The organism is Streptomyces sp. RLA131, from assembly GCF_056270125.1.
In genome coordinates this window covers 7,887,485-7,906,838 of record NZ_JBWDOQ010000002.1, presented here as the reverse complement: position 1 = coordinate 7,906,838, position 19,354 = coordinate 7,887,485, and the positions used below count along the sequence as shown (strand labels likewise).

Here is a 19,354-nt window from a genome sequence, read left to right as displayed (position 1 = left end):
GATCGAGCTGGTCAGCGTGACCGCCGAGGGTGACCGCGTGGTCGCCGAATGGACCTCCAAGGCCAAGACCGTTCACGGCGGCACCTACGACAACCGCCGCATCGGCATCTCCACCGTCCGCGACGGCAAGATCACCTCCGTCGTCGAATACACGATGGCAGCCACAGCCCTGGAGTTCGAAGTCTCCGGCGACCTCGTCCCGGCGGATGGCGCGGAGGCGGTGATCGGCGTCCACGCCCGACGGGGCGGCGGGGGCGGCCTGGAACCACACCACGGTCAGTACGGAGCGGTGCAGTACGGCGTCTCGTTCCGGGTCGATCGGATAAGAGGTGAAGGACCCGACGCAGGTGACAGGGGGCAGCGCAGTCGTTCGAGTACGAGGTCGTTCCAGCGCCGGAACGGATACCCCTCCAGCATCTCGCCGTAGGTCGAGGACGGCGGAACCGCGAACGACGGCCCCGGGCCGGTCAGCTCACCGTGCAGGTCCACCGCGGGTCGGGGCTGTGCCGTCCCAGGTCCACCGCTCGGTGACGGAGCCGCAGGCTCCCGGCACGAGGCCGCGCGCATGCGACGAGGTGTGACGCGACGCCCTCAACGGGAACAGTCCACGGGTGGAACCTTTTCCGGGGAGACGGGAACGTGCCGAGCGGCTCGACGCCGGGCGGATGGCCGATGCCCTGTACGCGCAGACCGGTGTCCGGCTGACCGTGCAGGGTCCCTGCCCGGGCGGGCAGGTCGGTGCGGCGTACGTGCGATGGCCCGACGGCCGCCGGTCCGTCCTGAAGTGGCGACCGCACAGCGCACTGGCGGACCTGCGAGCGGGGCCGCTCGCGGTCGCCGACGCGCTCCGGTCGGCGGGATATCCGGCGCCCGCCACCGAACTGGCCGTGCAGAGCGGCCACGCGGTGGTCACCGTGCAGGAACTCCTGCCGGGCACGAAGAGCGACCGGCTGGACCACCACTGGCTGGACCAGGCTCTCGCCCTCAACCGGACGCAGACCGCGGTGCTCGCCGGCCGCCCGGGTGTCCCCGCGGTTGATCTGCACCTGCGTGCGGACGGTCCCGGTTACTGCCTGCACGAGCCGTTGCGCCGGCACAACCGCCGCACCGCCGCGCTCGAACGCTGGGTCACCGCCGTCGGGAAGGACCGCCCGGAGCAGCTCGCCGGGCAGGACGCCGTGCACTACGACTTCCATCCCGGCAACATGCTCACGCTCGGCGACACGATCACCGGCATCGTCGACTGGGACGGCGCCGGACGGGGCGACCGCCGGTTCGACCTGGTCACCCTGCGCTTCGGCATCCGCCCCGAGCACGCCGAACCAGGCGTTGCCGAACGGCTCGACGACCTCCTCGACTCCGTACCCGGCGACCTCCTGCGGCCGGCCTGGGCCCATATGAGCCTGCGGATGGTCGACTGGGCCATCCGGCACTTCACCGCCGCCGACGTCGAGCGCCTGCTCGACCTCGCGGAACAGCGCGCCCACCGGTGATATCGGATGCACGGACCGTACGGGTGCTGCTCACGGCCTCCGACAGCACCGCGGGCCGGCGGGGGGTGAACCGGGAATTGGGCTCGGAGTTGGAGCGCGAACTGCGGAACAGTGCCGGGAGGGCCCGGCCGGCACTGGCCGCTGCCGGCTGGGGCGTTCAGGGTGCGTCCGATACATCCGGTACATCCGGTACATCCGGTACATCCGGTACATCCGGTACGTCGGGGGTCGGGCAGGGGCTGGACGGGGGCGCGATCCAGGCCACCCGTGCCATCTGCGCCACGTGGTCCGAGAGGAACGCCGTGCCGCCCGACGGCATCGCGACCGGTTCCGTGAAGAGGAGGCCGGTCCCGGTGACCTGGTGGCGGGCGGGGTCGCCGCCGACGAGCAGGTAGTCGACCCGGTGGGCCCGCGCGCCGGCGGGCAGCAACTCGGCGTGGAAGGTGGGCAGATCGGCCGCGGCGAACGGGTCCCGCCAGGCGCCCGCGTCCAGCAGCGCGTCGTAGAGAGCCGAACCGCTGGGGAGGTTGAAGTCGCCGCCGGCCATCACCAGCTCCGTGTCAGCGGCGCGGGCCCCGCGCAGCACCTGGTGGACCCGTTCCACCTGCCTCAGTTGACGGGCTTCGTGCCGGTTGCCCGCCGACCAGTCACCGTCCCTGTTCGCGGTCAGATGCACATTGCCCACCAGGGTGCGGCGTCCGGAGAGTTCGAAGGTCAGCACTCCCTGGAGGCAGCTGCCCAGCGCCGTCGCGGCGCGGAACCACGGGCTGCCGGCCTGCGGCCGCGTACCGCGGAACGACACGTAGCCGACCGACCGCAGGGGCGTCCTGGAGAAGGAGACGAGGCCTCCGGCGGGCTGGCCGAGCATGCCGGTCCCGCGGGCGACGAACGGGAAGGAGGGCAGGCGCCGGCGCAGGAACCTGTGCAGGCCCGGGGTCCACACCTCCTGGAAGTTCACGACGTCCACGTCCGCGCGATCGAGGCGGCGGCAGAACTCGGCGGCCCGCTCCCGCACCGGCCGCAGCGAGTTGGACAAGCCGCAGCAGACGTTCAACGACGCCAGGGCGACGCTCCCGGTCCCCGTCGTCACGCGGCCACCTCCCGAACACGTCTCCCCGGCGCACCACCGTCGCGGGGACACTACGCCCCCGCTCTCGCCACCCGCACGTCCGCCGGCCCGTCACCCGGCCGGATCGTCGCGGCCGCCGGCTCCGAGCAGGCCGGTGGCCGCGAACGCGTCCTTCGCGGCGAGCCGGGGCAGTTCGGTGCGGGAGATCCGGGTCACCAGCGGCGGCAGGGCGGCCCGGACCAGCTGGGTGGCGCGCAGCCAGGCCGGGGCGTAGACGGCGGGGGAACGGCGCTCGACCGCCGAGATCATCCTCTCGGCCACGTGCCGCACGGGGTAGACCTTCCTGGCCGGCCGGGGCATGTGGGCACGCAGCTCCCGCAGGACCGCGTGCTGGTCGGCGCCGCGGATCATGTCGGTGTCGGTCCAGTTGAGGTACGCGATGCCGACGGCGACCCGCTCTGGCGCCAGTTCGGCCTGGAGCGCGTGGGCGAACGACTCCACGCCGGCCTTGGAGGCGCAGTAGGCACTCATCATGGGGGACGCTCCGATCGCGGCGAGGGAGGCGATCTGCAGGTAGTAGCCGCGGGTGGCGAGGAGGTCGGGAAGGAAGGCCCTGGCGGTGATCGAGCTGCCGATGAGATTCACCTCGATCACGCGCCGCCAGGTCGCCGGATCGGACTCGGCGAACGGACCGCCTTCGGCGACACCGGCGTTGGCGATGACGACGGACGGAACGCCCAGTCGTTCGCGGACGCGACCGGCGACGCGGTCCATCCCGGCGTCGTCGGTGACGTCGACCTCCCACCAGTGCGCCTGTCCCGGCAGGGAGGTCGCGACGTGGGAGAGGGCTTCCCCCTGGCGGCCCAGCAGTGCCACGACGGCGCCGCGTCGGACCAGCTCGCCGGCCATGGCCGCGCCCAGGCCCCGCGCGGCCCCGGTGACGACGGCGACGCGGCCCCGCAGCGGCCCCCGGACGGTGTCGGCTCGTGCCATGCGGTCACCGTAGTCACAGGCGGTGAGCGGGGGCCCGGGTACCTGCTCCATACGGGCGACCGCCGGTCAGGCCGCCGATCCGGCCGCCGATCCGGCCGCCGATCCGGCCGCCGGTCAGGCCGCCGATCCGGCCGCAGGACCGGCCGCAGCACCGGCCGCCGGTCCGGCCGGCGCACCCGGCGGGCGGGAAGGGGCGACAGGCGGCAGGCTGGGCTGCGGAGACCGCAGGACCGGTACGGCCCCGCCAGGTGGAGGACGGATGGCTATTCGGCACCAGTTGATCGAGCGCTCGCCCCGGCAGGTCTGGGCGGTGCTCGCGGATCCCGGGCTGTTCAGCGACTGGGTGGTGGGCGTGTCCGATTCCGAGCCGCGCGGCGGGGCCTGGCCCGAGCTGGGCGCGGCTCTGACGTACACGGTGTCGGTCGGCCCCTGGTCGGGCAGCGGGCGTACGGCCGTCCGCCGGGCGGAGCCCCCGTACCTCCTTGAGCTGGAAGCGGACAGCGGGCCGCTCGGTACGGCACGGATCTCCATCGAGGTCCGGCCGTGGGGCGAGCGCGACAGCATCGTCGTCCTCGACGAGCACCCACTGCGGGGCTCGGCCGGGGCGCTGCACAACGTGGCGCTCGACGCTCTGATGCAACTGCGCCACCGCAGCATGCTCGGCCGGCTGGCGGACGTCGTGGAGCGCACCACCGCGCCGGAACGGGACCGGGTCCAGGCACCGCCGTCCTGACCGGGCCCCGCCCCGACGCGACACGGAGAACGGAGCAGGACATGGCGGACGCCGTGGTGATCGGGGCCGGCCCGAACGGGCTGGTCGCCGCGAATGTGCTGGCGGACGCCGGGTGGAGCGTGGAGGTACTGGAGGAACAGGACGAACCGGGCGGGGCGGTGCGCAGCGACCGCGGGGTCGACCCGGAGTTCGTCAGCGATCTGTTCAGCGCGTTCTATCCGCTGGCCGCGGCGTCGCCGGTACTGAACGCCCTCGCCCTGGAGGACGAGGGGCTGCGGTGGAGTCACGCGCCGAGGGTGCTGGCGCATCCGCTGTCCGACGGGCGGTGCGCCGTTCTGTCCCGGGACCGGGAGGAGACCGCGGCCGGGCTCGACGCGTTCGCGCCCGGCGACGGGGCGGCGTGGCGCGAGCTGTGCGGGCTGTGGGACCGGGTCGGCGAAGAGCTGCTGGCCTGCCTGTTCACACCCTTCCCGCCGGTCAGGTCCGGTCTGCGGCTGGCCGCCCGGGTCCGTGCCGCGGGCGGGCTGCGGCTGGCCCGTGCCATGCTGCTGCCGGTGCGGCGGCTGGGCGAGGAGTGTTTCGCCGGGGACGGCGGAAGGCTGCTGCTGGCGGGCAACGCGCTGCACTCCGACCTGTCCCCGGAGACCGCCGTCGGGGGCGGCTTCGGCTGGCTGCTGTGCATGCTCGGCCAGAGTTACGGCTTTCCGGTGCCGGTGGGCGGCGCCTCGGCGCTCACCGGGGCGCTGGTCCGGCGGCTCGAACGCCGGGGCGGCACCGTGCGGTGCGGCCGCCGCGTCACGGAGGTCGTCGTACGCGGGGGCCGCGCGGTGGGGGTGCGGACGGCGGACGGGGACGGGGTGCGGGCCCGCAGGGCGGTGCTCGCCGATGTCTCCGCGCCCGCCCTGTTCACGCGGCTGGTGGACGCCGCCCAACTGCCGGGCCGCCTGCTGGAGGACGTACGCAGGAGTTTCCAGTGGGACTTCGCCACCTTCAAGGTCGACTGGGCCCTGGACGGCCCGGTGCCGTGGTCCAGCCAGGAGGCGGCGGCGGCCGGGACCGTGCATCTGGCCGACGGCGTGGACGACCTGACCCGGTTCGCCGCCCAGATCGCCACCGGGCACGTCCCGGACCGCCCGTTCGTCCTGTTCGGCCAGATGACCACCTCCGACGCGACCCGTTCCCCGGCGGGGACGGAGTCGGCCTGGGCGTACACGCACGTACCCCGGGAGGTCAGGGGCGACGCCGGCGGTGACGGCCTGACCGGCACCTGGGACCGCCGCGAGCAGGAGGCCATGGCGGACCGGGTCGAAGGGCGGGTCGAGCGGCTCGCCCCCGGTTTCCGTGCCCGTATCCGCGACCGCCGGATCCTGGCCCCGCCCACGTTGCAGTCGATGAACGCCAACCTGGACGGCGGCGCGGTCAACGGCGGCACCACCGCCCTGCATCAGCAGCTCGTCTTCCGCCCGACTCCCGGCGCCGGCCGGCCCGAGACCCCGGTCAAGGGCCTGTACCTGGCCTCCTCCGGCGCGCATCCCGGCGGCGGGGTGCACGGCGCCCCGGGGGCCAACGCCGCCCGCGCCGCCCTGCGCGGCCCGGCCGCCCGGTGGGTCGCCGCCTCCGTCCAGCGCGGTCTGACCGGCCGCCCGTCCCGGGCCGGCGCGGAGTAGTTCACCTGCCGGAACACCGGGCCGGCGCCCGGTGGTTCACCTGCCGGAACACCGGGTGGGGTGTCCGGAACCGGGGCGGGCACCGGTTGCTACAGTGCGCCGATGCCCGCTTCCTCGCGTGACTCCCTGGCCGGCGCCGGTTGGCAGGACCAAAAGCCCGGTCTGTACCGGACGTTGATGCCGTCTCATGTCGTCAAGTTGTCCTGGCTGAACCCGGCCACCTTGTGGAAGGCGCGCAACGGGCCGCTTGCCGCGCTGCTGGGCGACCCGACCGGCGGCGACCGGGAGCGCTGGGTGCGGGGCCAGTTGGAGCGCGGGGCGGCCACCCCCGATCTGGTCATCCGGCGCGACGACCCCGACGAGTACTCCTTCGTCGTCATCGCGGACACCGGTGAGGGCGACGACCCGCAGTACGCCGTGGTGCCGGGTCTGCTCACGGCCGGGGCCGGCAGCCGCTTCGCCGTGCTGGCCAGCGACGTCCTCTATCCGGTGGGCAGCGCCAACGAGTACGACACCAAGTTCTTCCGGCCCTACCAGGAGTACGACGCCCCGATCTACGCCATTCCCGGGAACCACGACTGGTACGACGGCCTCACCGGCTTCATGCGGGTCTTCTGCCGTGCCCCCGCGCTGCCGCCCGCCGCCGCCCGCCCCCGGCCGCTGACGGCGGCGTGGTTGCGGACCCTGCTGTGGAAGCGCCCCGACACACCCGACGACGCCCGCCTCGACGAGGCCCGGCTGCTGCGTTCCGCGCCCTCCCAGGCGGCGTCCCAGCCGGGACCGTACTGGGCCATCGACTCGGGGCCGATCCGGATCATAGGCATCGACACCGGGCTCCTCGGCGGTATCGACGCGGAACAGGGCGCGTGGCTGCGGCGGGTGTCCCGCGGGCCCCGTCCCAAGATCCTGGTCACCGGCTCCCCGATCTACGTGGACGGCGAGCACCACCCGTGCGCCATCGAGGGCGGCGGCACGGTCGACGACATCGTCCGCGACCCGGACCACCGCTTCGTCGCGGCGATCGGCGGGGACATCCACAACTACCAGCACTACCCGGTCGACGTCGGCGGCCGCACCATCGAGTACATCGTCTCCGGTGGAGGCGGCGCCTTCATGCACGCCACCCACACCATCCCCGAGGTGACCGTCGGCGGGGTCACCGAGGAGCGGTTCCGCTGCTATCCGATGCGCGGTGACTCGCTCGCCTTCTACAGCAGGCTCTACGGGCGCAGGCTGCGCATGCGCCGCCTGTTCGAACTGACCGCCGACGAGGCCGCGTCGGTCATCGCCCGCAACCTGGGGATGAAGCCCACCCGCGCCACCAGCGCCCCGGTGACCCTGCGAACCCGCTTCGTCGCCCGCGTACTGGGCGTCGCGCCGCGCCCGGGCCGAGGGGCCCGGATGCGGCTGCCGGTCCGCAGGGTCCTCACCCAGGTGCTCTCCCCGGGCTCGGCCACCTACAGTCCGCCGTTCTTCAAGTCCTTCCTACGGCTGGACGTCAGCCCGGAAGCGGTGCGGGTGCGGTGCTTCGCCGCCACCGGCCTGCGCGAGCAGGAACTCGATCCACCGGTCGAGGACGACTTCACCATCGGACTGGACTTCCCCGCCACGGCTAGGAGTTGAGGAGCTGACCGGCCGTGGGCCGCACGCCGCCCTTGTCGACCACGGCACGCCGCAGCACCGCGGAGTTGGAGATCAGGGCGCCGGCCTTCCCGATCGCGGTGTCCTTGGTCAGATACTGCCGCTCGCCCAGGTAGTGGAAGTCCTCTGCGTCGAAGACCCATTCCGAGCGCTCGGAGTACTTGGTGTCGGTGCGGGCGATCCCGATGCCCCGCCGGCCGACGGCGTCGACCGCGTCGGGGGCCTTGGTCACCCCGGGGATCCTGGCCGCGGCCTTGTAGAGGGCAGCGGCGGTCTCGGGCGGTGTGATGGTCTCGGCGATGAGCTCACCGATCTGGTCGAAGACCGCCTGGTCGCGCTCCTGGCCGTCGGTCGTGGGGGTCTTGGCGTAGAGATACCGCAGCAGCGCGTCGGGGTCCGTCGGCAGCGAGGCGAGCCAGCGGTAGGTGGGCCGGCTCAGACCCACCGGGGTGCCGTGGCCGTGCTGGGTGTCCCACAGGTCGGCGTTGATCGGGAAGGTCTCGCCGTCCTCCCGGATGTAGCCGAGCCGCCTGGCCTGTCCGGGCTGCTGGGAGTACCAGATCTCCCGCTTCTTCATCGGGCCCGTCACCAGCTTGCCAGTGGTCAGGTCCACGTCCAGGGTCACACTCTGGACGTAGACGTACTGGTCGTCCTTGACCGGCCCCGAGTCACTGGCCAGGGCGGCCTCCGAGATCGTGGCCAGCACCTGGGCCACCGGCTGGGTGCGCACCGTGGCCGCACCGCCGGACCCGTCGTCCCCACCACGGGCGGCAAAGCCCGCCACCAGGGCGCCGGTTATCGCCAGCGCCGTCAGCGGCGCCAGGAAGACCGGGCGCAGCACGCGGCGCCGGGCAGGCCCGGCCGGAGCCGCGTCCTTGTGCTGTGAGGTCTTGCTCTCGTTGTCGATCGTCCGCATCAGGAGTTCCTTGTGGTGCAGATGGCGGCCCGACGGGAGATCCCAGGCGACGCGGGGAGGCAACAGGCCGAGCAGTTCCTCGCGTTCGCCACGGTCGGAGCGCTCGGGGCGCTCGCCGCGGTCGGCGCGTTCGCCGTGCCGCGCGAATCCGTCGCGGCCTTCGTTCCTACCAGCGCCGGTCATCGGTCTCCCTCCTTGTCGGGCAGAGCGGCGAATGCCGCCCTGACCCTTACCTCTCCTCGGCCCGTACGCGGTTCCCGCCGTTCCTCCGCGAGCTGCCGCTCCGCCAGGGCGCGCAGCCGGGTACGTGCCCTGGACAGCCGGGAGCGCACGGTGCCCACGGGTATCCCGAGGGCGGCCGCCGCCTGCGCGTAGTCCAGCCCGGACCACACACAGAGCGCGAGCACCTCCCGCTCCTGACGCCTCAGCCGGCCCATGGCCTCGCGTACGGCTTCCAGTTCGCGTGCGTCGTCGATGCGACCCGCCGAGGTGTCGGCGAAGTCGTCGACCTCCCTCGGTCTCGGCTGCCTGGCCAGAAAGGCGAGGAACCGGCCGACACCACGCCGGTGGTTGCGCGCCTTGTTGGTGGCGATCCCGTACAGCCACGGGCCCAGCGAGGCGCCTTCCGGATCCACCCGTTCGCGCGTACGCCACGCGACGAGGAAGGTCTCCGACATCACCTCCTCCGCGGCCGTCACATCACCGGTGAGGTGGAGGGCATGGCTGAGGATCGCCTTCGCGTACCGGTCGTAGAGCGCTGCGAAAGCGTCCCGGTCCCCGGCCCGCACACCCTCCCGCATCCGTGCGTCCACGCGGTCCGTCGGACTCTCTTCCGCCCCGCTCATCCTCCCCGGCCTTCCCGTCTGTCTCATGTGCTCCACACCCTCTACCTCTCCGCCGCGCGAGCGGCGTTCCCGTGGGGTGGATCACATGGCGAGGGAGTGCCGGGCGGGCTCGATCCCGAGCAGGTCGTAGAAGGCCCGGCCGCCTTCCGGGGTGACCCTCAGGGCCCGGCCGGAGCCGATCCGTTCCACCCAGTGCCGGTCGAAGGCCCGCTCGCACAGCGCCGCCGGGACCGCTCCGGCCAGGTGGGTACGCCGCTCCGTCCGGTCCAGGCAGCCGCGGACCATCGGCCTGGACCCCTTCAGCGCGAGCAGGTCGATGTCCAGCTCGGCGAGCCAGATCCGGCCCGCCTCCGTGACCACCAGCCCGGCGTCGTCCGCGACGAGGCCGCGGCTCAGGATCGCGTCGGTCACGGCCACGCCGAGATGACCGGCGAGGTGGTCGTAGCAGGTCCTCGCCCGCGCTTCGGCATTCATCCGCCCCGACTCGCGCAGGCCCGACGGAGCGGGGTCGGGGGAAGAGCGCGCCGAGGGCCGCGAGGACGGCGAGGGGTGTTCGGGATACGCGGGATACGCGGCGAGATCCTCGATCAGGGCCGCCGTGGCCGGGCCGGACAGGCGGACGTAGCGATGCCGGCCCTGGCGTTCCTCGGTCAGCAGCCCGCCGGCGACCAGGCGGGACAGGTGCTCACTCGCGGTGGACGGCGACACCCCGGCGTGCCGGGCCAGCTCGCCGGCCGTCCAGGCCCGGCCGTCGAGCAGGGCCATGCAGAACGCGGCCCGGGTCCGGTCGGCGAGCAACCCGGCGATCTGTGCGAGCGACATACCCTCATCATGCCCTCGGCACAGTTCGGCGGCTGCCGAAGTATCACGGTCCTAGCGTGACCGTATGACCCGCTCCGTTCACGAGTTCAGCCGCTACGCCGACATCCGGACCGCCCTCGCCGATCCGCACCTCGTCCCCGTGCCCGCCCGGTCCGGGCCTCCCGGCCCTCCCGGCCCTCCCGGCCCTCCCGGCCCTCCCGGCGGCATGGCCTGGCTGCGCGACACCGTGGCCCGGTTCAGCAGCGGCGAGATCCACGCCCGGCGCCGGGCACTGCTGGAGGCCGACCTGGCCCGCCTGGATCCGGCGGCGCTACGACGGGCCATCGCGTCCGGCCCCGCCGGTGACGCTCGCGTCATGGTGGTCCGTACCCTCGCCGAGAGCCTGGGACTGGCGGAGCCCGACGCCGTCGCGGCGGCGGTCACGGTGGTGGCGAGGGCGTACTTCGGCGGGCACGACACCGGCATCGACACCGACGCCGACGCCGACGCGGCGGTGGCCTGGCTCCTGCCCCGGATGCTCGACGAGCGGGAGGAGGGGGACCGGCCGCAGGTCGCGAAAGCTGCGGAGGGCGCCGAGGATGCGGAGAGTGCCGAGGTCGCGGCCAACCGCATCGGACTGCTCGTGCAGGCGTGCGACGCCACCGGCAGCCTGGTCGGCCACGCCCGGCGCGCGGCCGACGACAGCCCGGCCACGCACTCCACCGGCACCGCGGCGCTGCTGGCCGAGACGCTGCGCCACGATCCGCCGGTGCGTGCGATGCACCGGACAGCCGTCCGGGACACCCGCGTCGCGGGGGTCGCGATCGCCGAGGGCGACCTGGTGAGCCTGAACATCGCGGCGGCGAACCGCGACCCGGAGGTCTTCGCGGATCCCGGCACCTTCGACCCCGAACGATCCGGCCCGCCCGCCCTGACCTTCGGCGCCGAACCCCGGATCTGCCCCGGCAGGAACCATGCCCTGGCCCTCGCGGCCGGAGTCCTGGACCGGGCGCCGGCCGAGACCGTCGAGGCGATGGTGAAACACGTCCTGACCCTCGCGGACACCTGGACCGCCTGGGACGGACGCCCCGTCCCGGTCGACGACCGGGTCTACACCCCGCACAAGGCCATCCGCAGGGTCGCCGACCATCTGGTGGACCACCTCGCCGAGATGGAGGCACGCCTCGTCGGGGAGCAGCCCCAGGCCGACCACTGGCACGCGTCGGAGACCACCACCCGGGCCGACCTCGCCCCGTTCACCCAGGCCGACCTCGACGAGGCACACAGCCGGCTGAGCCGGCTCGCCCGGATCTGGTCGAACCGGCTCGGCTCCCTGACACCCGGGCAACTCGACCACTCCCCCGGCCCCGGATGGACCTTCCGCAAGCTCGCCCTCCACCTGGCGGGCTCGGTCTACTACGCCGACGCGATCGGCTCCCTCGCACCCACCGAAAGCAGGAACCCGTGACCGGCTTCTCCGCACTGCACCACGCCGACCGGCCACTGCTGCTCCCCAACGCCTGGGACCACGCCTCTGCGGCGGCCCTGGCCGATCAGGGCTTCGCGGCGATCGGCACGACGAGTCTGGGGACAGCCGCGGCGGCCGGACTGCCCGACGGTACGGCCGCGACCCGGGAGGAGACCCTCGTGCTGGCCAGGCGGCTCGGCGGGGGGCCGTTCCTGCTGTCGGTCGACGCCGAGGGCGGTTTCGGCGACGACCCGGCGGAGGTGGCCGGGTTCGCCCGCGAGCTGGCCGCGGCCGGTGCGGTGGGCATCAACCTGGAGGACGGCCGGGGCGACGGCACGCTCACGCCGGTGCGACTGCACGCGGCCAAGGTCGCGGCGGTGAAGGCCGCGGTGCCCGATCTCTTCGTCAACGCGCGCACCGACACCCACTGGCTGGACACCGGGCGCGCCGAGACGTCCCGTCGCCTTCACGCGTACCAGGCGGCCGGCGCCGACGGCGTCTTCGTCCCCGGCCTGTGCGACCCGACGGAGATCGCAGCCCTGGTGAGGACTCTCGACGTCCCCTTGAACATCCTCTACTCCCCCGCCGGCCCCACGGTCACGCAGCTCGGCGAGCTGGGTGTGCGCAGGGTGAGTCTCGGCTCGCTGCTGTTCCGAACCGCGCTGGGCGCGGCGGTCGCCGCCGCGACGGACATCCGTGCGGGTCGCCCCCTGCGGGGCGGCACGGCACCGACCTACACAGAGGTACAGCGCCTGAGCCGTTGACGGTCGTCCCGGCCCGGCGGGGTGATTCACGCGGGAACCTACTGCATACAGTCGGCGGTCGACCGCATACAGTCGCCCGTCGACTGCCGACTGCCGACTGTATGCACTAGTTCACGAACGCGGCCGACGACCCCAGACCCTGGCGGCCGTCGACTGTATACGAAATACCACCTACCGCCGCGCCGCCGCGCCCTCCGGCCGAGCCGCCCACACCCCCACCCGGCGCCGATTCCACCCCGGCTCCACCCCGATTCCACCCCGGCTCCGCCCCGATTCGGCCCCGATTCGGCCCCGATGGGCGACAGCCACCCCTCCCCTGTCCGGTATCCCGAATGCCCCAACAACGCGGATCACAACGGATCCTGACGAATCGAAATCCACTTGTCCGGCTGGTCGGACGTCGTTCGGTATCTATTGACGCCTTGCTCCACGCCGCTTCACACTCTCGAAACGACGTAGCGCGACGCGCGTTACGCGGAGAGCCCACGGCCGAGGTCTCGCATCGCCCTTCCTGCACCATGCCGTCTCACCAAGGGATTTTGAAACGATGCAAAATGCGAGATCGCGCAGCCGCCTGAGACATTGGGCGGGCTGCCTCGCCGGACTGACCGCCGTGTCGCTGCTTCTGGGTGTCGCCGGGCCCGCCACACCCGCCCGGGCGACGGCGGCGGAGATCACCGACGGCCTGGCCCTGTGGTACAAACTCGACGCCGCCTCCGGCACCGTGGCGGCCGACGCCTCCGGCAACGGCCGGGACGGCACGGTCAACGGCGCCGCCGGCTGGTCGGGCACCGGCCAGGGGCTCTCCTTCAACGGTTCCGACACCTACGTCAAGATGCCCGACAACGCCCTGAGCGGCATCACCGCCATCACCGTGTCGATGGACGTGCAGATCGACTCCGCTCAGGCCACCCCGTACTTCATCTACGGTTTCGGCAACACCAGCGGCAGCAACGGCAACGGATACCTCTTCACCACCGGCGACCAGTTCCGGACCTCCGTCGCGACCGGCAACTGGTCGACGGAGCAGACCACCCGGGTCTCCGCCTCCTACAACCTTCCCCGCGCCGTCTGGAAGCACGTCTCCTACACCCAGACCGGCAGCACGGGTGTGCTCTACGAGGACGGCGTCGAGGTGGCCCGCAACACGGCGGTCACCATCACCCCCGGCGCCATCGGCTCCGGCGTCACCACCGCGAACTACCTCGGCCGGTCCCTCTACAGCGGCGACAACTACTTCAAGGGCAAGCTCCGGGACTTCCGGGTCTACGACCGGGCGCTGGCCGCGTCGGAGGTCGAACAGCTCGCCCTCCCCGTCGCCACCGAGGGGGTCGCCCTGGACAAGGCCGCCCTCACCCTCGGCGACACCGACGCCGTCGTCGCGGACCTGACCCTGCCGTCCTCCGGAACGGCGGGCGGCTCCAAGATCAGCTGGGCCAGCGACACACCCTCGGTGGTGTCGGCCACCGGCGCCGTGACTCGCCCCGCGGCCGGTGAACCGGACGGGCACGCCACCCTCACCGCGACCCTGAAGAAGGGGAACGTGACCGACACCACGACCTTCGACATCACGGTGCCCGCCGCGTTCGACGACGCCACCGCCACCCGGCAGGCCGCCGACGCGCTGAAAGTCCACAACGTCGACGACGTCCGCGGCAACCTCGACCTGCCGGCGGCCGGCGCGTACGGCACACAGGTCACCTGGTCGTCCGCGGAGCCCGACGTCGTCTCCGACGGGGGCGTGGTGCACCGCCCCGCGCACGGCGACGGCGCCACCACCGTCGCGCTGACCGCCACCGTCACCAAGGGCGACGCCACCGCGACCCGGGTCCTCACCGCCAAGGTGCCCGAACTGCCCGCCAAGGAAGCCCTCAAGGGGTACATGTTCAGCTACTTCACCGGCGAGGGCACCTCGGACGGCGAGCAGCTCTACTCCGCCCTCAGCAAGGGCAACGACCCCCTGCACTGGCAGGAGTTGAACGACGGCAAGCCCGTGCTGACCTCCACCCTCGGCGAGAAGGGCCTGCGCGACCCGTTCATCATCCGCTCCCCCGAGGGCGACAAGTTCTACCAGATCGCCACCGACCTGCGGATCTACGGCAACGGCAACTGGGACGCGGCGCAGCGCACCGGCAGCAAGTCCGTCATGGTGTGGGAGTCCACCGACCTGGTGCACTGGACCGACCAGCGCCTGGTCAAGGTCTCGCCCGACACCGCCGGCAACACCTGGGCGCCGGAGGCGTACTACGACGACACGCTCGGCGAGTACGTGGTCTTCTGGGCCTCGAAGCTGTACGACAACGCCGAGCACTCCGGCGACACGTACAACCGGATGATGTACGCCACCACCCGCGACTTCTACACCTTCAGCGAGCCCAAGGTCTGGATCGACCGCGGCTACTCGGTCATCGACTCCACGATGATCAAGCACGACGGGGAGTACTACCGCCTCTCCAAGGACGAGCGGAACAACACCTCCTCCACCCCCAACAGCAAGTTCATCTTCGAGGAGAAGAGCGACTCGATCCTCAACCCGTCCTACGAGGCCGTCGCCGAGGGCATCGGCAAGGGGGCGATGAGCGCCGCCGAGGGACCGCTGGTCTTCAAGTCCAACACCGAGGAGAAGTGGTACGCGTTCCTCGACGAGTTCGGCGGCCGCGGCTACCTGCCGTTCGAGACCACGGACCTCGCCTCCGGCAACTGGACGCCGTCCACCGGCTACGCCCTGCCCGCCAAGCCACGTCACGGCACCGTGCTCCCGGTGACGCAGGCCGAGTACGACCGGCTGCTGCGCGCCTACCAGCCCGACCAATTGGTCGAGTCGGCCGAGGACGTCTCGGTGACGACGGGCGTCGGTGACGCCCCGGTGCTGCCGGCCACCGTCGTCGCCGACTACGCCGACGGCGTCAAGCGTCCCGTCCCCGTCACCTGGGACGACGTCCCGGCCTCGGCGTACGCGCAGGCCGGGACCTTCACCGTGACCGGCGGTCTGCCGAACGGCTCCGCGCTCAAGGTGCAGGCCGAGGTCACCGTCTCGGCGGACGGCTCCGGCGTGCCCGCCGACCTGGTCCTGCACTACGACTTCGACGAGACCGGCGGCAGCATCGCCCGCGACTCCAGCGGCCACGGCAACCACGGCACCTACGTTCACACCCCGGCCTTCGGCGACGGCGTCCACGACGGTTCGTTCGTGATGTCCGGGGGTTCGAGCACCTCCACCACCTCGCCGTACGTGAAGATCCCCAACGGCGTCCTGAAGGGCGCAGACAGCGTCACCGTCTCCACCTACGCCAAGTGGAACGGCGGGGCGAACTTCCAGTGGCTCTTCGGGCTGGGCCCCGACAGCGACAAGTACCTGTTCGCCACCCCCTCCAACGGCGGCTCCGCGCTGTACTCGGCGATCACCACGGCCACCTGGTCCGGGGAGTCGAAGATGACGGCCGGCTCGGCGCTCACGGTCGGCGAGTGGCAGCACGTCACCGTCACCCTGGACGGCGCGTCCGAAACTGCGGTCCTGTACCTGGACGGCGTAGAGGTGTCACGGGCGACGGGCGTCATCGTCAAGCCGTCCGACCTCTATGACGCGGCCAGGGACTACACCGGCTACATCGGCAGGTCCCTGTACTCCGCCGACCCCTACTTCGGCGGTGAGGTGGACGACTTCCGGATCTACGACCGGGCGCTGTCGGCCGCCGAGGTGCTGGAGATCAGCGGCAACACCACGGGCGTCGCCAAGGCGACCCACCCCGCGCTGAAGGTCGACGCGATCATCAACGACGCCGACAGCCGGATCACCCTGCCGCTGGCCGAAGGCACCGATCTGACGTCCCTGGCACCGGAGTTCACCCTTGCCCACGGGGCGGTCATCAGCCCCGCCTCCGGTACGGCGCGCGACTTCACCAAGCCGTTGACGTACGAGGTCACCGGCGCCGACGGCACCACCCGCACCTGGACCGTGGAGGCACTGGAGATGAAGACCCCGGCACTGCCCGGGCTGAACGCCGACCCGGACATCGTGGTGTTCGGCGACACCTTCTACATCTATCCGACCACCGACGGCTTCGCGGGCTGGAGCGGCACCCTGTTCAAGGCGTACTCCTCCACCGACCTGGTGCACTGGAAGGACCACGGCGTCATTCTCGACCTGGGGCCGGACGTCAGCTGGGCCGACAGCCGGGCCTGGGCCCCGACCATCGCGGAGAAGAACGGGAAGTACTACTTCTACTTCTGCGCCGACGCCAACATCGGCGTCGCGGTCTCCGACTCCCCCACCGGCCCGTTCACCGACGCACTGGGCAAACCGCTGATCGCCGCGGGCCGGCTCAGCGGCCAGATGATCGACCCGGCGGTCTTCACCGACGACGACGGCCAGTCGTACCTGTACTTCGGCAACGGCAAGGCGTACGTCGTCCCGCTCAACGACGACATGACCTCCTTCGACGCCTCGAAGATCACCGACATCACCCCGAGCGGCTACAACGAGGGGTCCTTCGTCATCAAGCGCAAGGGCACCTACTACTTCATGTGGTCGGAGAACGACACCCGCGACGAGAACTACCGCGTCGCCTACGCCACCGGCTCCTCGCCCCAGGGCCCCTGGACCAAGCAGGGCGTGATCCTCGAAAAGAACCTGGACCTCGGCATCAAGGGCACCGGTCACCACTCCGTGGTCCAGGTGCCCAACACCGACGACTGGTATATCGCATACCATCGCTTCGCCATCCCCGGCGGTGACGGCACCCACCGCGAAACCACCATCGACAAGCTGGAGTTCGGCTCCGACGGCCTGATCAAGAAGGTCGTCCCCACTCTCGGCGGCATCGACCCGGTCACCGTCGTCCGCGCGGGTCCGGACGCCCTGGGCACCGAGGGCGGCGCCATCCCGGTGACCGGCACCGTCTCCGGCGCCGGCGACCCGAAGTGGACGGTCGAGGCCGGGGCACCCTGCGCCTTCGCGGACCCCGACGCCATCTCGACCACGATCGCCTGCGCCGACGACGGTACGTACCAGGTCACGCTGACCGGCGGCCGCAGCAGCGACACCCTCAAGGTCACCGTCGACAACGCGCCCCCGGTGATCAGCTCGTCCACCGGTCCGGCCGCGCCGGTACGGACGGGCAAGCCCGTCACGGTGACCGCCGCGTTCACCGACCCGGGCACCGCCGACACCCAGACCTGCCGGGTCGACTGGAAGGACGGCTCCGCCCCCGCCACCGGTACCCGTACCGCCTCCGGCTGCCGGGCCGTCCACACCTACTCCTCGGCGGGCATCCGCCGGCCCGTCGTCACCGTCACCGACGACGACGGCGGCTCGGACCGCGTCACGCTCCCCGAACTGATCGTGTACGACATCGCCCATCGCGCGGTCGGCACCGGCACCATCACCTCACCGGCGGGAGCCTCGCCCGCCCACCCGGCCCTGACCGGCAAGGCCACCTTCACCTTCACCGCCGGGTACGGCAGGTCCGGGACCGTCGAGGGCAAGGCGGCCTTCGACTTCGGGGCCGGCAAGCTGAAGTTCCGTTCCACTTCGTCCGACTGGCTGGTGATCACCGGCGGCGAGGCCCAGTACCAGGGCTCCGGCACGGTCAACGGCACCGGCCACTACGGCTTCCGGATCTGGGCCACCGATGCCCCCGACACCTTCCGCGTCAAGATCTGGGACAAGGCCACCCAGGACGTCCTCTACGACAACCTCACCGGCGCCAGGACCGCCGGCATCACCCTCCGCACCAAGGCCTGCTGAGCCGCGGGTCCTATGTGCGGCCGGCCCGGCGGAGCTCCGCCAGCGGGTACGGGATCTGCCTGCTCTCGTAGCGGAGCCTGTGGAAGAAGTCCGACATCACCGCGGCCAGCGGGGCGTGCCGGACGATGATGTCCGCGGCCTTCGCCGGGATTCCCGTGGGGCGCCTGCCCCCGGCGAAGGCCCGCACCAGGGCCTGGCGTTCGTCCCGCCGCTGCTCGTACAACTCGTGGACCAGCCAGTTCACCAGATGTGTGACGGAGTAGCAGCGGTCGTACGTCTGACGCCGGTCGAAGAAGCCGGTCTCCTCCCGGGACAGTTCGAACCGGGAGGAGATCGCGAGGCCGTAGTCCGCGAAGAACAGCCGTCGGCCGTCGGTCAGGATGTTCTCGAAGTGGGCGTCGAAGTGCAGGAGTCCTCGGCTGTTCATGAAGGCGGTTCCGGCCGCCAGTTCCCGTTCGACCATGGCGCAGGCCCGGTTGGCGGCCTCCTCACCGGCGGCGACCTGAGCGCCCAGCCACTGGTGCAGATTCCGGGGGATGTACTCCAGGAACAGCGCGACACTCGCCGAGGCCTGCTCCAGCGCCTCGATCCGGCGGCGCACCTGCGCTCCGCCACCCCAGTAGGCGACGGTCTTGTCCACCTCGGCCAGTTCCGGTGGCAGGGGCGCCGAGTGCGGCAGCACCCGCCAGTGGTGCATGAGGGGAAAGCCCTCGTACTCGCCGGTGAGCGCCCAGTTCGTCGTCAGGGTGTGTACGGCCAGCTCCCGCCAGGCTCCGAAGCCCGGGCCGCCGATGCCGTACTGGCAGAAGACCGGCAGCTCGAACAGGTTGGCCGTGGACCGGGCGTTCTCCGGTCGTCGCTCAGGATCGGTGAGGGGTACCCGCTTCACGAAGACCGGGGTTCCGGCGACGTCCAGCAGCGCCACCGTGCCGCCGATGCCGGACCCGATCGGCGTGGCCGTGTCCACGAGTTCGCCCAGCGCGCGATCGCCGTACAGCGCCAGGGCGGTGGAGACGGCACCGTGCGCGGCGAGACGCGCGTCGCGCGACATGTCGGGGTACGTCACTGCTGCCGCCTTCCGTCCAGCCGGGATGCCGCGGGCCCAGGGCAACAACAGGCGTTCCACCCTAACCACAACGTGGAACCCCGCGTTGGGTTCGTCGCCCGCCCCCTCAAGAGTGGATGCTAAAATGAGGTGATTCCTAACGCTTTGGCCCC

Annotated in this window: 14 protein-coding genes; 8 read left to right on the top strand and 6 right to left on the bottom strand. The window is 71.9% G+C overall.

From position 1 onward, the window contains the following. Position 1: 1 nt before the first annotated feature. Positions 2-427 carry a nuclear transport factor 2 family protein gene (locus RWE79_RS36655; protein ID WP_475946341.1) on the top strand — a complete coding sequence of 142 codons (426 nt, stop codon included), beginning with the start codon at positions 2-4 and terminating at the stop codon, positions 425-427. A gap of 184 nt (positions 428-611) precedes the next feature. Continuing rightward, positions 612-1,493, top strand: a complete 882-nt coding sequence (locus RWE79_RS36650) for a phosphotransferase (RefSeq protein WP_475944691.1) — start codon at positions 612-614, stop codon at positions 1,491-1,493. 157 nt (positions 1,494-1,650) lie between these two features. Here RWE79_RS36650 and RWE79_RS36645 read toward each other — a convergent pair whose 3' ends face one another. Both RWE79_RS36645 and RWE79_RS36640 read right to left on the bottom strand, forming a co-directional pair. Next, a complete protein-coding gene (locus RWE79_RS36645) occupies positions 1,651-2,583 on the bottom strand; it encodes an endonuclease/exonuclease/phosphatase family protein (RefSeq protein ID WP_475944689.1) in 933 nt (310 codons plus the stop codon). 90 nt (positions 2,584-2,673) lie between these two features. After that, positions 2,674-3,555 carry an SDR family oxidoreductase gene (locus RWE79_RS36640; protein WP_475944687.1) on the bottom strand — a complete coding sequence of 294 codons (882 nt, stop codon included), beginning with the start codon at positions 3,553-3,555 and terminating at the stop codon, positions 2,674-2,676. Between the two features lie 259 nt (positions 3,556-3,814). Between RWE79_RS36640 and RWE79_RS36635 the strand changes: the two genes are divergently transcribed. The 3 genes from RWE79_RS36635 to RWE79_RS36625 all read left to right on the top strand — a co-directional run bounded on the left by RWE79_RS36635 (position 3,815) and on the right by RWE79_RS36625 (position 7,578). Next, entirely contained in the window at positions 3,815-4,288 is a 474-nt protein-coding gene (locus RWE79_RS36635) for an SRPBCC family protein (RefSeq protein WP_475944685.1), read from the top strand. A gap of 41 nt (positions 4,289-4,329) precedes the next feature. Next, positions 4,330-5,955 carry a phytoene desaturase family protein gene (locus RWE79_RS36630; protein ID WP_475944683.1) on the top strand — a complete coding sequence of 542 codons (1,626 nt, stop codon included), beginning with the start codon at positions 4,330-4,332 and terminating at the stop codon, positions 5,953-5,955. Positions 5,956-6,057: 102 nt separating this feature from the next. After that, on the top strand, positions 6,058-7,578 hold the full coding sequence (locus tag RWE79_RS36625; RefSeq protein ID WP_475944681.1) for a metallophosphoesterase family protein: 1,521 nt from the start codon (positions 6,058-6,060) through the stop codon (positions 7,576-7,578). Here RWE79_RS36625 and RWE79_RS36620 read toward each other — a convergent pair. The 3 genes from RWE79_RS36620 to RWE79_RS36610 all read right to left on the bottom strand — a co-directional run bounded on the left by RWE79_RS36620 (position 7,568) and on the right by RWE79_RS36610 (position 10,179). Beyond that, the gene (locus tag RWE79_RS36620) at positions 7,568-8,695 is read right to left on the bottom strand and encodes a CU044_5270 family protein (protein WP_475944679.1); all 1,128 of its coding nucleotides are present in this window, start codon (positions 8,693-8,695) and stop codon (positions 7,568-7,570) included. The genes RWE79_RS36625 and RWE79_RS36620 overlap by 11 nt on opposite strands. After that, the gene (locus tag RWE79_RS36615; protein WP_475946339.1) at positions 8,692-9,312 is read right to left on the bottom strand and encodes an RNA polymerase sigma factor; all 621 of its coding nucleotides are present in this window, start codon (positions 9,310-9,312) and stop codon (positions 8,692-8,694) included. The genes RWE79_RS36620 and RWE79_RS36615 overlap by 4 nt, the downstream gene beginning before the upstream one ends. 126 nt (positions 9,313-9,438) lie before the next feature. After that, on the bottom strand, positions 9,439-10,179 hold the full coding sequence (locus RWE79_RS36610; protein WP_475944677.1) for an ArsR/SmtB family transcription factor: 741 nt from the start codon (positions 10,177-10,179) through the stop codon (positions 9,439-9,441). Between the two features lie 64 nt (positions 10,180-10,243). Here RWE79_RS36610 and RWE79_RS36605 point away from each other — a divergent pair, with 64 nt between their 5' ends. From RWE79_RS36605 to RWE79_RS36595, 3 genes are all read left to right on the top strand, one after another. Then, positions 10,244-11,626: a cytochrome P450 gene (locus RWE79_RS36605; protein WP_475944675.1), complete on the top strand. Its 1,383-nt coding sequence runs from the start codon at positions 10,244-10,246 to the stop codon at positions 11,624-11,626. After that, positions 11,623-12,390: an isocitrate lyase/PEP mutase family protein gene (locus tag RWE79_RS36600; protein WP_475944673.1), complete on the top strand. Its 768-nt coding sequence runs from the start codon at positions 11,623-11,625 to the stop codon at positions 12,388-12,390. Before RWE79_RS36605 ends, RWE79_RS36600 begins: the two co-directional genes overlap by 4 nt. Before the next feature lie 547 nt (positions 12,391-12,937). Then, complete coding sequence (locus tag RWE79_RS36595; RefSeq protein WP_475944671.1) at positions 12,938-18,136, top strand: family 43 glycosylhydrolase; 5,199 nt, start codon at positions 12,938-12,940, stop codon at positions 18,134-18,136. A gap of 10 nt (positions 18,137-18,146) precedes the next feature. On the opposite strand, the gene RWE79_RS36590 is transcribed toward RWE79_RS36595, so the two are convergent. After that, positions 18,147-19,187 carry a protein kinase family protein gene (locus RWE79_RS36590; protein WP_475946337.1) on the bottom strand — a complete coding sequence of 347 codons (1,041 nt, stop codon included), beginning with the start codon at positions 19,185-19,187 and terminating at the stop codon, positions 18,147-18,149. Positions 19,188-19,354 lie beyond the last annotated feature (167 nt).

Coding starts and splice junctions, on each gene's coding strand:
- RWE79_RS36605 (WP_475944675.1), top strand. CDS start 10,244: ATGACCCGCTCCGTTCACGAGTTCAGCCGCTACGCCGACATCCGGACC.
- RWE79_RS36615 (WP_475946339.1), bottom strand. CDS start 9,312: ATGCGGGAGGGTGTGCGGGCCGGGGACCGGGACGCTTTCGCAGCGCTC.
- RWE79_RS36640 (WP_475944687.1), bottom strand. CDS start 3,555: ATGGCACGAGCCGACACCGTCCGGGGGCCGCTGCGGGGCCGCGTCGCC.
- RWE79_RS36595 (WP_475944671.1), top strand. CDS start 12,938: ATGCAAAATGCGAGATCGCGCAGCCGCCTGAGACATTGGGCGGGCTGC.
- RWE79_RS36610 (WP_475944677.1), bottom strand. CDS start 10,179: ATGTCGCTCGCACAGATCGCCGGGTTGCTCGCCGACCGGACCCGGGCC.
- RWE79_RS36620 (WP_475944679.1), bottom strand. CDS start 8,695: ATGACCGGCGCTGGTAGGAACGAAGGCCGCGACGGATTCGCGCGGCAC.
- RWE79_RS36590 (WP_475946337.1), bottom strand. CDS start 19,187: ATGTCGCGCGACGCGCGTCTCGCCGCGCACGGTGCCGTCTCCACCGCC.
- RWE79_RS36630 (WP_475944683.1), top strand. CDS start 4,330: ATGGCGGACGCCGTGGTGATCGGGGCCGGCCCGAACGGGCTGGTCGCC.
- RWE79_RS36635 (WP_475944685.1), top strand. CDS start 3,815: ATGGCTATTCGGCACCAGTTGATCGAGCGCTCGCCCCGGCAGGTCTGG.
- RWE79_RS36625 (WP_475944681.1), top strand. CDS start 6,058: ATGCCCGCTTCCTCGCGTGACTCCCTGGCCGGCGCCGGTTGGCAGGAC.